The following is a 15,244-nucleotide window of genomic DNA, read 5'->3' as shown; positions in this document are numbered from 1 at the left end:
TCGCTAGAGAGAAACAGAGAATGCCACAGGGAGTAGTGAAGTGATTGAGTTTGATAAAATTAATGCCTTGAAGCCCTTGCTTTCGCAGTATAAAAAGAGACTTGGTCACTCTGCATTAGATATCCGAGAGGGTATTGCTCTGGTGGATCTGCATTTGCGTCTCGCTTACACTGTAGTGGTAGCAAATAGCAAGCGGCCTTTAATTCCTCCTGTAAAGCTGGCACCGTCCCCCGGATTCGGTACCATGCTTGCTGTGGTGAGGGACGGTAGTAAGCAGCCAGCCGATTTAGGCACTCAGTGGGTACGAGATTTCGTCACTAATTGGGCTAAAGAAGTTGTAACTTCCTTGGACAGATTTAAACTTCCTAAGTTTGCAAGCTTCAAATTTCTGAGAGATAGACTTGCCCACGGGAGCCCTTTGCCAAGCGACGATAAAGCCCTCGATAACTTGAGGGTTGAGTTAGATAAGCTGCTGGCGGCCTTGGAGAGCAGCTTAGAGAAAAACTTCGCTGATTTAAGTGTTGTGGAGAAAGATGGGAAGCTTTCTATACAAAAAGCAAAAGAGCGTGCGGTTCTGGAGATTTTCCCCCTTTGGGCTATTTCGGGTAGCCCAGTTGGGGTGAGTATTTATTCGCATTGCTCGCAAGATGGTATTCATTACTTGGATCCATATGGCGAGATCTATTCCGAACGATCTGAGCCAGTAGTTACGAAATTCATCAGAACTTTTATAGGGGATAAGACAAGCTCTGATTTAGGGAAGCTGGTGCAGGAAGTAGTGTCCGATGTGGCTGCTTATACTGAGGATTACTCTAAGCCTAGCTATTTTTTTGGGGATGAGGACGAGAAGGGAACTCTCCATATTCCTTGGACGCGTTCTACAAGTGAGGGGAATGATCCTCGGCTCGACTCTTTCAGAATCGGTCCAGATGGACGACGTGAATGGTTGGATGGCAAAAAAGAGTGGAAGGCTTATTCAGAGTTCCTGAAGAACGTATCAAATTGGCAAATTCTGGCGCGTCGGATGGGGATCGGGCTCGCGAACTTTACGTCCGAACGAGACGCTGAGGAATCTTCACGACTAGGTCTTAGCAGTGTATCCGTTACTCGCGGTCCCGCTCTGCTGCGGAAGCAGCGGGATCTACCAGGGTCTTCGGGAGAAACCGAAGAGGAATTCGATCTCAGGACAAAAATCGACGAGTCTTGTCAGAAGATTAAGCCTTCAACATCAGTGTACTTCTTGATTGGTCAAGCCGGTTTAGGCAAAACGGAACTTATGGTGACGCTAGCCAAACAGCGAGCTGCCGAAATTGAACAAGATCCAAACTGCAAGATGCCGCTGTACCTGTTTGTATCTTCAACGGGACGTACTCTATCAAGTCTTGAAGATGCGGTTAATAGTGCGTTGAATATCACAAAATTGCTATCCAGCCAGAGTGCTAAGGCGCTGTGCAGGAATGGTCTGCTTGTGCTGTTAGTTGACGGGTTCGATGAGCTGCTTGGTAGTAGCGGATATGAAAACGCATTAGGTTCTCTTGAGCCTTGGTTTAAGGAGCTAGGGGGAAGAGGCGTACTTGTCGCATCTGCTAGGTCTTCGTATTACCTCACCCAATATCGGCGTTCGTTAGCTCAGGCGACTCATCTAAATGTCGACCATACGCTCGCCGAACTTCAACCATGGTCGAAGTCGGCATCAGAAGCCTACCTGAATGAAATGGGAGTCCCTAAAGCAACCTTAACCGCAATAAGAGAGCGCGATTGGAAAATTCTCAGCGTGCCTTTTTTTGCTAAAGCTTTTGCTGCTTGGGTTTCGCGACAGGAAGTGTCTGATACATCTATTCCGTCCATGTACGAAGTGGTGGTTGAACAGTATTTGGATCGTGAGGCTCGCAAACTCACAGATCCAAATGTGGGTGCTTTGCTCACAAGCTCTGAGCTCCGAGTGTTATTCTCCGAGGCGGCGGAGTTGATGCAGAACGCGAGAAATAGGGAGATTGAGCAGTTAGATCTTATCATGTGTGTCGAATCGGTGGTGGGCTCATCTAACTTGGAAATGGTGCGGCCAGGACTCGCTCGACGTATTACTTCATTATGCGGCCTGGGCGTGACTACTGATTCTAATGGTCAGAACCAGTTTGGGTTCTCGCATGAGGTTCTATTTGACTGTTTCCTGTCCCTAGCCATTCAAAACAGGTTATCTGGGGTGATGAATGTTGACTCATTGTTGAGCCTTTTTAAGACAGGTGCCATAAATATTGCAGTATTTGAATGGTTGGTTGAGAGAAAGCCGAAAGAAACGTTGAATTTAGCAAAGCAGATAAAGTTCGATGTCAAGGAGCCTCAAGAAAATAGAATTCTGTCAGGAAATCTCGGAGCGCTATGGGAGACAATACTCAGAGCACAGGCGGGAATACCGGTATGCGAGACTGCTTGCGGTTTACAGTTGGAACGTGTTGAGCTCGCTGCCAGCGGCTGGAGCAAGTTAGACTTGAGTCATAGTACCGTACAGTTGCTTAAAATACCTAGTTGTAATGATATTTCAATCAAGATGGCTAAGTCCAAGATTGATTACCTTGAGGCTAAAACTGCTGACCAGGCTAGGCGCATAATTGACGGAATAGCTTCGGCTCAAATTCACTCTATATACGTGGGCGATCATTTCGGTGAGGGGAGAATCCAGGTAAGAAAGGTTTTAGAGGATTTGGGATTGGTTCCTCCCACCTCTACTGATGTCACGACAGACATGGAAATAGCAAAAGACTTCCTTGAGAGACTGGCTCGTCGGCCCGATGTCCCGGTCATTTTAGACCGTGATGATTTTTCTTATGATGACCAGCGCCTTTCATGGATAGGGCATTTGGGAATCGTCGACTGGAGAAGATTTGTAAACTTTCTGGTTGAGGTTGGTGCTGTTCGGTTGGACGGCCTTGCCACATCAGGACGACCCAAGGTTAGATTGATTTTGCAAAGAGCTAGTTAGCTTTCTCAACAGTGAGAAGAAACAAGTCTGAAGAGGTCGCAGATTTTTGGCTCGCAGAAAGGCGCTTGTATGAAGATGAGCGCCGTTTTTATCATAAGCCGAGCGATAGCAAACTATCTTGCTGAATATTCCAGGCACGTTAAATCTACCTAGGGAAAGTCTATAACATTGACTGACGTTAGGCATAGGTTGACTCCTGCTTTATCCGGTAGACGGTAGCAAACCGCACTTGGCAAGTGGGGAGATGTTATCAGTAGACATAGTGGGGTGCTTCTGCATCAGAGATTTGACCGCATTCCATTTGACGGCATTCGTGACTTTTCCGGTAGGTTTCCAGCCAAGCTCACGAGCCCGTCTATTCTCAAGATCCTTTCAGATACGCTCTAGACGTTTCTCTTAATCCAGCCGAGAGCTACATCGGCTCCCTGTAAGAAGTAATGCTGGATCTATTTGGTATCCAATCCCCCTAGGCGTGCATCACAGCCCCTACAGCTCTTCCCCTTGCCATTCCCCCTGGAAACATTGGGTGGAACGGTAGTGGTATCAAGCCAACCTCTCTCTCGACTCATAATTCCTACAATATGTGTGCTTATTGGCTCGTGAGTCTTTAGGATTTCACAGACCTGAGCTTTCAGGGCTCCTGCAAAGCTGATGGCAAATGCCTTTTCAGTGCGTTCTATCTCCAGGGCAAGGTCAGGGTAGGGCCACACCAACGTGATAACCTGTACGAACTTCCACCTCGCCCAAATCAATGACTCACAGGGCAAGGCTAGAGGCCGCTTCCTGTCGTTGCCGAACGCCAGTTGGGCTCCACTACAGTACGGACTTACAGCGAGCTGATCACACCTCGAACTGCCGACGCTTCCAAACCGCTCTCTTGGCGTCGATGTCTGCGATCACGCCCTTCAAGTGTTCATCTCGGTCCCATTCACCATCGCCAGACTCCTCAGTGGGTATCCCCGCGTGAGTACGAAGCTTACTTGCCAAGTCGGAAGCTTGGAGTCCAAATTCGGCGTAGCCACGCTGCCTGACCCAGAAGTACTCAGTATGTTCGGGGGGATCGAAGTCGTACTGTGTGATTCCCTCGAGTTTGCTATGGAGCTGCTCTTGAAGATCGGGAAACCGCAGGATTGGGTACATCAGGTCTGTGGGCAACAACCTCCAATCAACGCTGATTTCCAGCGGCTGGAACTTTGGAGCGCAGGTCGTTGAAACGCACTCACCATTACTTCCCGCTGGGCGACCGTTCTCAGTGCCGTCGTCAAACGCAACGTGCGAGCAGTCGTTGGCGAATCGTTCCAAGTGAGAGACGACAATTACTCCAAGGTATGTAGTCTCTTTCTGGCGAGCTGCTTTTGTAGTAAAGCGCTCCTTGAACAGGACGAAAATATTCCCTAGTAGGACCCCGCTGATGCCTGCAACTGCTGAAATAATGGCAGAAATGTTTCCAGCGTCCATGATGTACTCCGTCGCTTTATCGGCGGGCTTATTAACAGTAGGTTCCGTTCTCTCGGATCATTACACGGCCCGCCAAGAGCCCTCGTCAAGGGCCGCGTGCTAAACAAGAGTGTTCCCGACGTCAGGCTGAGATAACTAATCAAGAATTACTGAGTTTTGGTACCAACAAACGACCGTTAAACGGTACCTTCTGGACGAGCGGCATCAGTGATCATCAAAATAGCCTTTCGTATTTATTGATACCTCGTTATACTGATACCACCTTAAGCGATACCAGAGACAACCACCATGAGCCGCACCTACCTGTACGCCCGCGTTAGCACCTCCAGCCAGTTCAATGAAAACCAAGTGCAGGAGGTTAAAACGGCTGGTTTTGACGTACAGGCGAGCCGTGTGGTTGAGGAAACTATCTCAGGTAGCATTGCTGCGAAGGAGCGTCCGGGCTTTCAGAAGTTGCTGGAGCGGATGGAATCAGGTGATGTGCTGATCGTCACGAAGCTGGATCGGCTGGGACGTAACGCGATGGACGTGCGGCAGACGGTTGAACACCTGACGGCTGCTGGTATCCGTGTTCACTGCCTGGCCCTTGGCGGCATGGACCTCACCAGTCCAGCGGGCAAAATGACCATGCAAGTGCTTACCGCCGTAGCCGAGTTTGAGCGTGATCTGCTGATCGAGCGTACCCAGTCCGGTTTGCAACGTGCCAAAGCTGAAGGTAAGAAGCTGGGCAGACCAGAAGCCAAGGTCACCACTTACAATGTGTGGAGCCTCAAGACGAAAGATATGACCCAGGCCGAGGTAGCGAGAGAGTTGGGCATTGGTATCGCTACGGTAAAACGCCACTGGAACAAATCATCGCCCCTGTAAGCTCCAATAGGCTGCCTGAGAGACGTTCTACAGGTAGCCCTTGTCAGGCATTAGATATTTCTACTTTATGCCTGCCGGCCTTCGCTGGGCTTGAAATACGGGTTAGGCACCGACCCACACAGAGCGGCAATCAGTCGGTTTGCCTAAGGCATCCGTGGATATTCGCGGCAGGGATTCGCGACCAAGGTTCGACCAGGGCAAGAGGCCGTTTTGAAAACTTTAGGGTATGGCCAGGTTTGGCAAGGCGGGTCTGGGCGGGCATTGCTGGTACCGAACGTCGATACAGGTAAAACCTATCAAAGGATGCCCCGTAGCGTTTCGACCATCAATTGAACACTCCACGGTGTCTGTAGGAAGGCCACCCGCTCAGGCACGGAGTTACCTACTTCGATGCCATATCCAGTGGTGACGATAACCGGAACATCTGGCCACCGCTCTCGCACCATAAAAGCCAGCTCTCTGCCAACAAGTTCGCCTGGCAGCATGCCTGAGGCTGCGTTTTTCATCCAGTTTGCGTTCATTAAGAACAAATTCGTTGGGCTCTGTTGATAGGCTTGTTCGCTAGCTGGCGGGCGCCAATTGATCAAGACCACGCCACCATGCTTTTCACATCGTGTGATTTGGCTGAGCCGCAGTTGCGAGAGTGATAGCGGCGATGGCAACCTGCTGATCACGACTACGTACCGAGTTGCAGATATGGCGTTGATCAATTGCTACGAGTGCGGAAAGCAAATCAGCGACGCCGCTCTGGCTTGCCCGAGTTGTGGTGCTCTCTCAAAGCGCTTCAAGCCATCTCAATGCGAACAGTTGGAAATTAGGCCGTTTCATAAGCTGATCATTGTGTGCTTATTCATTGGGGCGACCGCATTCGGCTTCTGCATCGGGTTCATTGCGCTATCCAACGGATGAGGGTCTGACCACCCAGGCGGTCGGTCCATGTCGTGCAAGGGTTCAGAGGTCCAGATGGGCAAGCTGTGAACAGGCCAACGCTCTCTACTCGCTCAACCACTTGAAAAAGGCTTCTCCCTCAGGAGTCAGAACACATACCAACTCTGTAGCGTCTTCGCTCGGCACTATCTTGGCTCGTATGTAACCTGCCCTAAGCAGTGTCTTTACCAGGGAGAGACATTCGCCGTGGAGCGGGAGAGGTTTACCTTCGCTCGCCAGCTGAAGTAAAGCGGGGGTGTGAGGCACTTGAAAGTCCACATTAGTCTCCATGACAGTGTCGGTTCAGGTCCGGGGTGCTCTGTGCTTCGGTGATAGGTTGTACACACACTCCTGCAAGCGAACCCGGGTTCCCGTCTGGCCTCAGCGTTCACCGAGATTGTGGCGTACGTGCACCGTAGCGCAGCTCGCGTGCTGCCAGATAGCATAGACCCTGATAAGAGGGGTGGAGCTACGTGTATGAGACCTCGCAAGCGGAAGTCGAGCCAGGGTGCAGAACTCGCATGAAGAAACTCTCTACGTCGTAATCAGCGAGCCCCTTCCACCGCTGTATCCAAGCAAAACAGGGGAAAGGACGTGCTACAGACTGCCGCTGCGATGATCGTGTGAAGGCGGCGAATTGGATGGGCAATTGGTTTTTGTGGCGGCCAGTTGATCATGATCAGCCGGTAGGATAACTCACAAGATCCTCCACTTCGGCAACCAGCACAGAAGGCTTGCATTTCAATGCTGCCGCGAGCTTGAAGATCATGGGGAGGGTCGGGTGGTGTACGCCCCTCTCGATCAGACTGACGTAGTTGCGTTGCACACCAGCTTCAAGTGCCAACTGCTCTTGCGTCAGCCCTGCTTGTTTCCGCAGGTCGCGGAGAACCTTCCCAAATGCCCACCCTTCGTCCAAACCGTACACCCTCTGCGTAGGTGTGCACTGTCGGCGTATGGGATGCTTGAGTCTTCACAGTATACTGTGAATTCTCGCTTGCTCGTGGCATCATTGCCTTCGCTGGAGGTGAGAAAAAACACGCTTCCAGGACCATCGAACCGCTAGTGGAGCGGGTATGAGGCAGAGGAGCGATAAGGGTGAAGGTAAGATCGAAAGGTTTGGTGATGGCAGGTGTTGTGCTACTCCTGGCTGGTTGTGCTCAGCCCCGGTACCAGTTCTTCAAGGATGGCAGCACGCAACGAGAGTTTTCCCAAGACGACGCAGCTTGTGGAGTTCAGACATCCAACGTGCAGATGGCGGACTGGGAATACAGGGGCACGATCATGGAAGGTGCCAATATCAAGTCCAAGCAGCAGCAGGTGTACCTGGCATGCATGACTGCGAAGGGCTATGACCGTCGGCAAGTGCAGTGATCGACTAGCAAAAGGGGGGCTGTCCCGCCACAGCACTTCTTCGTATCGATAGGTTCGATGCAGAGACAGGACTTGGAAAAGGCAAACAACATCAGTTATCAGACACTGAGGAACTCGCAGCATGAAATTGAAGATTGAAGGTGAAATTACACCAGAGCGGATGGCTGAAGCCGTCGCTGACGCATCCAGGATGTGGTCAACAACCCGACCCGGGGGCAAATTTTACGGTGCGAAGATCCAGCTTGTGCCGTTTGATGCTGAAGGGAGTAAGTGGGCACTTGTCGACGATCAGAACGAACCTTTCGTCATGATCATCCCTGCTCCGTCTGGAACGATAGTCAGACCAGCCCTAACTGCCGAAGGCAAGCAAAACCAAAAGGATCGTCCCGCGATGGACCAGCAGCAAGAGGTTAAAGGGTCACCCCTTGAGCCAACGGTCGCTGTATAGCTAATCCTGTTCAATGAGAGCGCCTGCCCTGTGACTCGCAGAGGTAGAGCACAGGCACGGTCAAGTTCTCAAAGGTAAGCAGCATATGTTCACATGATGCCGCACTAATGCCTTGCAATGGACTGAATCATGGCGTTCTTGCCAACGTAACATATAACTGCTTCATCTCTCTGCATCGGTTGGTACGTGTGGAAGGGACTGATTGTTTTGCTCCGGGCTGGGTACAATGACTTCTACCTCAAAACAGTGGTGACAAGTGGAACGTGGCAAGTTCATAGAAAGCATATTTCTTATCTGTCTGATATCTTGTGACGAACTTCGTCACGCGTAATCGACTTCTCAGGGCTTACTGTCCGTGCCTGTGGGCACATTGAACATATGTACATAGCCCAGAAGAGGGTGGGGTCAAACCCCTCCCTACGTTGCTTTGAATTTATGAAATAAACTCATCCAGCTAGGCGCTGAGGACTATAGTCATACCTTACCCTATTGTGTTGGCTAGCCGTGGCCAAAGCCACAAGATGTCCATTTGCAGTTAAGATCTAGATCAAAGGCGGGGAGGGGCTTTGCTGCCCATCTCTCCCCTTAACGTTATAGAGTTAAGCTCGTGCCTACGGCACAGTTATTTATCAGTGACGGCAGCGTCACAGATTCTTCTCCTGGCTAATCGTTGCATCACCAAACCTGTGCCCGCAGGCACGATGGGTTACTGTACACGTCATGCAGGAGGATGGGGGGAGCGCTCCCTCCTGCTCTTGCTTTGAATTGTGCAGTGGTAGATCGTGCCTTCAGCACAGTTTCATTCGCTGTGACTATGTCACCGCCATGTTCTTGAAGTGGTAAGTTATCACAGTGGGGCAGGGCAGAAAGCCCCACAGGCTTTTGATCGTAATGCTACAGGGCACATGTGACGGTAAGTCACGAGTAATCCTTGTAAAGGTTGTTGTATACAGTTGAGATCAAAAGCGGGGAGGGGGTCTGCCCCTGTTCCTCCCCTGCTGCATAGAGTTGTAATCTATGCCTCAGGGCTGAGTTAACTAAATTGTGGCGTAGGCGCCACCATTAGGGATTTGGACTTCCATCCCGCTCACGGCAAGTGTATCAAGGTACAGACTTTGCAGCCTGCAGTGGCTGTAATCACCTTTTGCAGGAGAGTGAAACTATCCCTTTACTATAAGAAAGGTGCTCCAACACGTCATACCCGTCATAACACTGCTACAAGCCTTGCTGCATGCGGCTTATAGCCATGACGGGTTAATTTGCAACCCGACATGCACTCGCCATACGCGTCATGGTCCCCTGGTGCTTGAGTGAGCACGCTGTAACTCGGAAGGCGGGGAAGACCCTGATAAATTGGCTGCTATGCCCGTAGGGGTGATCCAGAATCTCCCTTCGGTTGTTCGTTTCGCCTTACATCCCAGTTCGGACAATTTTCCGGCTACAGCGCGGTTACCTAGAACTTCTCCGGTATCTATCCGATATTGGATTTCAAGGTCCAAGGCTTTTACAACAAGATGTTCTCTGATGTAATTCGCGACAAACCCGGTCAGTCTTTCCTTTGGACAGAAGCCTGTAATTTCCCGTTTGCTGGCAGTCATCGGTGGATCACCCCAAGGATGGAACTCAGATAGGTCCACTGTCTCTAGCAAGTCTCGCACAATCTGCATTCCACCTTGCTGCAGTAGCCAAGGTTTGAGAGTCGTATTGATGAATGACATGGTTTCTTTCTTCGACTCCTTGTGCTTGATGAAAGCAGGTACCCAGAAGCGGCGGTCTTCCTGCTCCAGCGGCAATGGGAAGTGGTCATTGCTTGAGATGATGAAGTTTAAAAAGTTATCCACCGTAGTATCCGGTATGTGCTTTCGTCGCAATGTAATCGTCCTGTTCCCCTGAATCGACTTTAAAGTGTTAACCGTAGACTTGGGGTTCTTGTAAACCTCGTCAATAAAGATAAGCGTCTTTCCTACCAAGGCATCATTAAAGTTACCTACCACGTCGCCTAGAGCCACCGTACCTACGCTAGATTTCCCCAGTAGGCCCGACAAAAGTGTCTCAGTCAGGAAGCCCTTACCGACACCATGCTCTGAACGCAGTAAGACCGTGGCATCGATACGCTTATCGGGATGGCGGACTGCGTGAGCTAGCCAATCCCGAAAATAGTATCGTTCTTCTTGTATAGGGAAGAGACGTTGCAGGAACTCGAGAAATGGTATTGCATCACGTGTAGACACCGTATTGCTGCTCGGACGAATGTCCGGGCCGGTCCAAATGTTTAGCAGTCTATTTTCGCCGTGTTTAAGGATTCGGCGATAGTCACCGGGACAAAAGCATTCGGAAAAAACAATTGGCAGCTTGTTGAGCAGGCTTTCGCCATTAATGTCCCCTGTTCCGCCAGCATCCCGATAAGCTTGTAGTAACATCATAGGGTTGCCTTGCGGAGCAACTCCCATGTTCAACAAGTCGCGGAACCTTGGGCGACTATCTGTAGACGGTACGATCACGAATCGATTGTGCACCGCACGAACTGCGGTGTCGTTTTTATTAAGTTGCTGCATTGCGATTGTTTCTTTGTAGTATTATGGATGGCTCCTTACCGTTGTTCTTCGATAAGCAGGATTTCGTTTGCGGTAAGGTTCGGACGGCTCCACACAGCGAGGTAAGAAGCGCTTGAGAAGCGCTTCAGATCGAAAGCTATTAAGCTCGCCTTCATAAAACGGCTTGTTGCTCGATACTCGATATATTGTCGAATCCTATTCAATAACTAGCGCTAGAGTGTGGGACTGGTCACTATGTCGAGCGTTCGATGTGGGGCTTTAACAGATATGGCTTGTGCGGGGTGCAGAGTTCATGGGGGCTCAATATTGCACGGCATGCTCCGACAGAGATGATGAGGAAATGCCTCATCGAATCGTCCCAGTAAAGGCCAGGCTGACAGCTTACAAACCTTGGCGCCCATTCAGATCAATAAACTGCTTCAGCCAGAGGATGCCCTTGCAGGTGAATAGAGGGACTGGTTTGAAAAACCTTTCTCCGGTTTTTCGGTCAATACCATCGGTCCATTTCACTTCAAGCCGTCCTGCATCAAGATGCTTTTGGTATGGCAGGTTGTGCTTGTATCCGCCGCCCATTAGGACTTTATTCTTGCGGAGGTATATGAGTAGTTTGGTCTTCCCGGTTCCCACGGTCTTGCTAGTAACGTGCAAGTTGTGTAGGGAGTCGGAATTAACAAAGTGATCGTAAAACTCCAGTTTGTGGGAGTTCTTTTCTGCGTCTTTCTGTAGCTGTTGCACTTGCTCACAGAGTACAGCGCGTTCCCATTCGAGATCCGCTGCTAGTAGTAGTGTGCTGTGCAGTGCTTGTGACGAGCCGAAGCTCGGTTGTAGTGAGGCTTTCTTCTCAAGGTAGTCAGGAAGGCTGTCTTCCAACCGTCCATTTGAAAAGTATTCATCACTCAGGATGATCGAGCTAGCAATTGGATTCGATGCAGCAGGGGTGTACGGTTGTTGCGTGTTCATGTGTGTTGGGTCTTATTAGATTTTGGATATAGGTGCCCGTCGCTATTAAGTTAGCGTTGATGTTGGGCGTTATGGGATTGTGTTCTCACACGCTTCCTCTAAGGGAAGGGTTACTTGAATACGTTAGTTATTATGGCATGGGTAGTTACTTGGCTGTTGATGTGATTTTTCAGGCATGAGGGGGCGCTACAGGAACTTAAGGTTCTGTATTGAGTGCTGTTGGTATTGGTAGAGGTATATCAACGGCTCTGTGCTCAGCCATGTATGTAAAAGCAATAGTCTTATGTCATCATGTCATTTCACTCGAATGTTGCAGTGTATTCTGCGGACGTGGATTATCCAGAGGGAAACTGCTCGGTTTCAAAGGTGGGTTCAAACTGGGGCTACGAATTCCGGGTTTTTGGAAAGCCGGACACAACAAATCCCTCGTGCTAACAATTCGTGATTTTCACGAACCTGCAGGAAGGTGGATATTGCGGTTGGCCAGTGGGGGCCTGGTGAGTCACCGGTGACTTGGTGATGGGGCGCATTCTGATACGTCGTGATCTGCCTGTCAACCCCTGTGATGAAAATTTTCTGCACAAAGTTGCGGTTGTGAGGTGTGGTGCAGGAGAAGGCATAAAAGCCGGGTTCGGTGATGAGCTCAAATACCACAGGCCGGGTTCGTGTAGGGCTGGTACACCGGTCGACTAGCGCCATGAGAGGCGCATTTGCTGGAGTGCTAGCAGGCTGAACGCCGGTTCGCGTCCTTGCATCACCGCTCATCCTTGCTTGATACGGGAGCGCCATGGATCAGGCAGGCGCACTGAATAGGTATGACCACGCTCGTGTTCACCCCGAGGGAGGAATGACTACGACCCAGAGTTAAGTGCTGTATTTGGTGGGCACAGTCTCCGTCTCACGACGAGGTAGGTTGGATAGCGGGTATTTCCAGTGGTTTTGCAGGTGTGTATGGGTGTCTGCAAATTTGCTGATACCCCCCTCATCCAGCTCACTCAGCAGCTTGCGTACGTCCCGCACCAGATCGGCTTGATTCTTACCTGTCAGCTCGCCAACTCCCGACTGCTACTGATCAGCGCTGTATCGGTATTAATCAGAATACTTACGACGTTTGTCAGCTCCACGTGCCCTATGGCATTACGAAGCGCCTGGTTGGGACTTATGCCAGTTCTTACATTTATCGGATCTCTGCTTCGAATAGGGTGTCTGGTCAGGTGCAGATGGGAGGATGTTGGGCTTTTGCGATATGTGTCGAAGTGCATCCTCGATCACCCTGACCGGGCTGTGGCTGCGATAGACGCTAAAGGTCACGGAGCTGTGTTCATGTCCAACTATTCGTTTGGTCAGCGAATCCTGCAGTCCGGCATCTCAAAGATCGTCAATGAACGTGTGGCGGAAGCTGAGGAATGTCTTTCTTGTGTTGGGCCGCTTAGCTTGCCCAGTGTCGGGTATCACCCCCAATACCTATAAGACGAGCCGAGCGGCGAGCTACGTTGATACCTGCCTGTAAGCTCCTTGTGTCAGAAGATTCGCTCACGCGTCCGCGAGTAGCCCTGCCGCCTTTGCGATGCTGGGCAGCTTCCTTATTTCTAACGCCATTCGAGAAAGCGGGTTGATACCATAGCTGTCCCCGATGTGTCCGGTCGCATGGCCAGTGATCCAGTCACTTACTTCCTTCGGAATGCCATGTTCCCTCGCGAGTGTCTTGAAGCTGTGTCGGAACGCGTGAAGCGGGTTTCGGCCTGGGTTATACACCCCGCACCTTTCGGTGATCGGACGCCACGCCTTCGTCACGATCCCGGCGAAACCATCGGACACCTTGATGAGCTGAGGGAATACTCTGTCTTCTGGCTGCCGATCCTGTACCAATGTCAGAAACCCTAGCGCGATCAAATCCTCATGGATTGGGATTTCCCTGCGGCTGCTATCGGTCTTCACTGACTTGTCAGGGCGGTCGTCGATGATTCGTATGAACCAACTTCCGCTCTCGTGTTGATGGATGTCCCTGACATATAACTGAGCCAGTTCCTCACGTCGCCCTCCTGTGTAGGCCGCCATCAGCGGAATCCAGAACAATGCATGGCCCGGTCGGCCCTCCGCTGTCCGGAGCTTTTGAAACTCTGCGTTACTGAACAACGTAACCAGCTCGTCCCATCTGTACCCGCGATTATCGTCCAAACGGCGTTTCGGCTTACCTGAACCGAGGCGTTTGTGAATTCGTGATGCGGTGACTGGATTTGTCTCGATCTGCCCGTGGTCGACGGCGAATGCCATCACTGATGACAGCCTCGCCAATAGGAGGCGGGTGGATGAAGTTGCGAGGGGTTTGACCCGATCACTAGGAGGTTGAAGTAGTTTGGCAGCAAACGCATGTATGTCCGATGGCTGGATCGCTGCGATGGGTTTGTCACCCATGTCCGTGATAAAGCGATTGACCGCTCGACTGTAGTCGACTCCGTGGCGTCGGGAAACGTATGCAGACCTGTCCGACATGGATATGGCCTTGACGTAGTCCGCAAGTATTGCTGAAAGACGTATGCGGCTTTCCTTCCCGATGGGCTGGGAAGCTGGGGGCACGGTAGGCGTTAGCACCTGCGACTTGTACTGCTCAACACAGCGTCCAAGGCGTGCATCGTGAAAAAGCTGTTCCGATTCCGCGTATGCAACAGCAAACGCCGACTTTGCTTGCTGGTGATTTCGCGTGTTCAGTGAGCGGCGTATCTCGGTTTTACCAATGATGTGCCTGAGATCATCCGGCACCCTGCGTCGGAGGTAGTAGATGCCCGAGTCTGGGTGCCTGAATGGTTGTGCTATCAATGCCATGTGTACCAGCCTTGTGTATCAGTTGGCTGGGAAAGGGCATGACTTTCGTGGTTGACCGACGTTCCAAGTGAAGTGCTTGGTGACTGTTTAGCGTTCCGCTACCAGCGTCTCCGCCCCCCGCTCGCGCACCCAGAACAATGTAGCGCCTGCCACCGCTGCAGGCATCATCAACACGTTCACCCCCGGAATCAGCAACGCCAGATAAACGATGCCGCCGAAACTGAGGCTGCGCCAGCGCTTCTGGCGCAGCCAGGCGAGCATGTCCTGCCAACTCATCTTGTGGTTGTCGGCAGGGTAGTCGATGTATTGGATAGCCATCATCCAGACCCCGAACAGCAACCACAGAGGGGCGGCAATGATATTGAGCATCGGGATGAACGACAGCACGAACAGCGCCAGGGCGCGCGGCAGGAAATAGCCGAGCTTGCGCGCTTCGCGAGCCAGCGTACGCGGGATCATTTCAAACAGTTCGGTCCAGCGGAAGGCAGGGAAGTCGTCCTTGCCCCGCGCGACCACCTCGACCTTCTCGGAGAGAAAACCGTTGAAAGGGGCGGCGATGATGTTGGCCAGCATGGTGAAGCTGAAGAACACCATGAAGGCTACGAGCACCGCAAACAGCGGCCAGAGTATGAAGCTGAGGAAACCCAGCCAGTTGGGCAGGCTCTGGATCAAGTGGTCGACCCACCCGCTGAACAGGTGGCCGGCGAAGTAGATCAGGCCAACGAACAGCACCAGGTTGATGCTCAATGGCAGCAGTACAAACAGCCGCAGCCCGGGAGACAAGACCATTTTCAGGCCCTCGCGCAGGTATTGCGGGCCGGACAGTGCAGGGACAGGCATGGACAACTCCGAGAC

The 15,244-nt window shown here is 51.4% G+C and carries 10 protein-coding genes; 3 read left to right on the top strand and 7 right to left on the bottom strand.

Going from position 1 to position 15,244, the window contains the following annotated elements:
- Window positions 1-40 precede the first annotated feature (40 nt).
- Entirely contained in the window at window positions 41-2,980 is a 2,940-nt protein-coding gene (locus tag ONG87_RS17020) for an NACHT domain-containing protein (protein WP_264381713.1), read from the top strand.
- Between the two features lie 840 nt (window positions 2,981-3,820).
- On the opposite strand, the gene ONG87_RS17015 is transcribed toward ONG87_RS17020, so the two are convergent.
- Window positions 3,821-4,438, bottom strand: coding sequence for a hypothetical protein (locus ONG87_RS17015; RefSeq protein ID WP_264381712.1), 618 nt, complete (start codon window positions 4,436-4,438; stop codon window positions 3,821-3,823).
- A gap of 288 nt (window positions 4,439-4,726) precedes the next feature.
- On the opposite strand from ONG87_RS17015, the gene ONG87_RS17010 reads away from it, so the two are divergent.
- Window positions 4,727-5,305, top strand: a complete 579-nt coding sequence (locus ONG87_RS17010) for a recombinase family protein (RefSeq protein WP_264381711.1) — start codon at window positions 4,727-4,729, stop codon at window positions 5,303-5,305.
- A gap of 296 nt (window positions 5,306-5,601) precedes the next feature.
- Here ONG87_RS17010 and ONG87_RS17005 read toward each other — a convergent pair whose 3' ends face one another.
- A complete protein-coding gene (locus ONG87_RS17005; protein ID WP_264381710.1) occupies window positions 5,602-5,892 on the bottom strand; it encodes a hypothetical protein in 291 nt (96 codons plus the stop codon).
- A 1,019-nt stretch (window positions 5,893-6,911) separates the two neighbouring features.
- Complete coding sequence (locus tag ONG87_RS17000) at window positions 6,912-7,148, bottom strand: helix-turn-helix domain-containing protein (RefSeq protein ID WP_264381709.1); 237 nt, start codon at window positions 7,146-7,148, stop codon at window positions 6,912-6,914.
- 576 nt (window positions 7,149-7,724) lie between these two features.
- On the opposite strand from ONG87_RS17000, the gene ONG87_RS16995 reads away from it, so the two are divergent.
- Window positions 7,725-8,051, top strand: a complete 327-nt coding sequence (locus ONG87_RS16995) for a hypothetical protein (RefSeq protein ID WP_264381708.1) — start codon at window positions 7,725-7,727, stop codon at window positions 8,049-8,051.
- 1,289 nt (window positions 8,052-9,340) lie between these two features.
- Here the strand turns inward: ONG87_RS16995 and ONG87_RS16990 are convergent.
- From ONG87_RS16990 to cysZ, 4 genes are all read right to left on the bottom strand, one after another.
- Window positions 9,341-10,606: a primase-helicase family protein gene (locus tag ONG87_RS16990; protein ID WP_264381707.1), complete on the bottom strand. Its 1,266-nt coding sequence runs from the start codon at window positions 10,604-10,606 to the stop codon at window positions 9,341-9,343.
- Between the two features lie 381 nt (window positions 10,607-10,987).
- The gene (locus ONG87_RS16985; protein WP_264381706.1) at window positions 10,988-11,566 is read right to left on the bottom strand and encodes a phage antirepressor KilAC domain-containing protein; all 579 of its coding nucleotides are present in this window, start codon (window positions 11,564-11,566) and stop codon (window positions 10,988-10,990) included.
- Between the two features lie 1,533 nt (window positions 11,567-13,099).
- On the bottom strand, window positions 13,100-14,389 hold the full coding sequence (locus ONG87_RS16975) for a site-specific integrase (protein WP_264381705.1): 1,290 nt from the start codon (window positions 14,387-14,389) through the stop codon (window positions 13,100-13,102).
- Between the two features lie 87 nt (window positions 14,390-14,476).
- A complete protein-coding gene (cysZ, locus tag ONG87_RS16970; RefSeq protein ID WP_264381704.1) occupies window positions 14,477-15,229 on the bottom strand; it encodes a sulfate transporter CysZ in 753 nt (250 codons plus the stop codon).
- Window positions 15,230-15,244 lie beyond the last annotated feature (15 nt).

Source organism: Pseudomonas sp. MM227 (assembly GCF_947090715.1).
Taxonomy (GTDB): Bacteria; Pseudomonadota; Gammaproteobacteria; order Pseudomonadales; family Pseudomonadaceae; genus Aquipseudomonas; species Aquipseudomonas baltica.
This window is presented reverse-complemented; position numbering and strand designations above follow the sequence as displayed.

Bases quoted from the DNA above. Each gene is read 5' to 3' on its own strand.
- ONG87_RS17015 (WP_264381712.1), bottom strand. From the start codon at position 4,438: ATGGACGCTGGAAACATTTCTGCCATTATTTCAGCAGTTGCAGGCATC.
- ONG87_RS17010 (WP_264381711.1), top strand. From the start codon at position 4,727: ATGAGCCGCACCTACCTGTACGCCCGCGTTAGCACCTCCAGCCAGTTC.
- ONG87_RS16995 (WP_264381708.1), top strand. From the start codon at position 7,725: ATGAAATTGAAGATTGAAGGTGAAATTACACCAGAGCGGATGGCTGAA.
- ONG87_RS16990 (WP_264381707.1), bottom strand. From the start codon at position 10,606: ATGCAGCAACTTAATAAAAACGACACCGCAGTTCGTGCGGTGCACAAT.
- ONG87_RS16985 (WP_264381706.1), bottom strand. From the start codon at position 11,566: ATGAACACGCAACAACCGTACACCCCTGCTGCATCGAATCCAATTGCT.
- ONG87_RS16975 (WP_264381705.1), bottom strand. From the start codon at position 14,389: ATGGCATTGATAGCACAACCATTCAGGCACCCAGACTCGGGCATCTAC.
- cysZ (WP_264381704.1), bottom strand. From the start codon at position 15,229: ATGCCTGTCCCTGCACTGTCCGGCCCGCAATACCTGCGCGAGGGCCTG.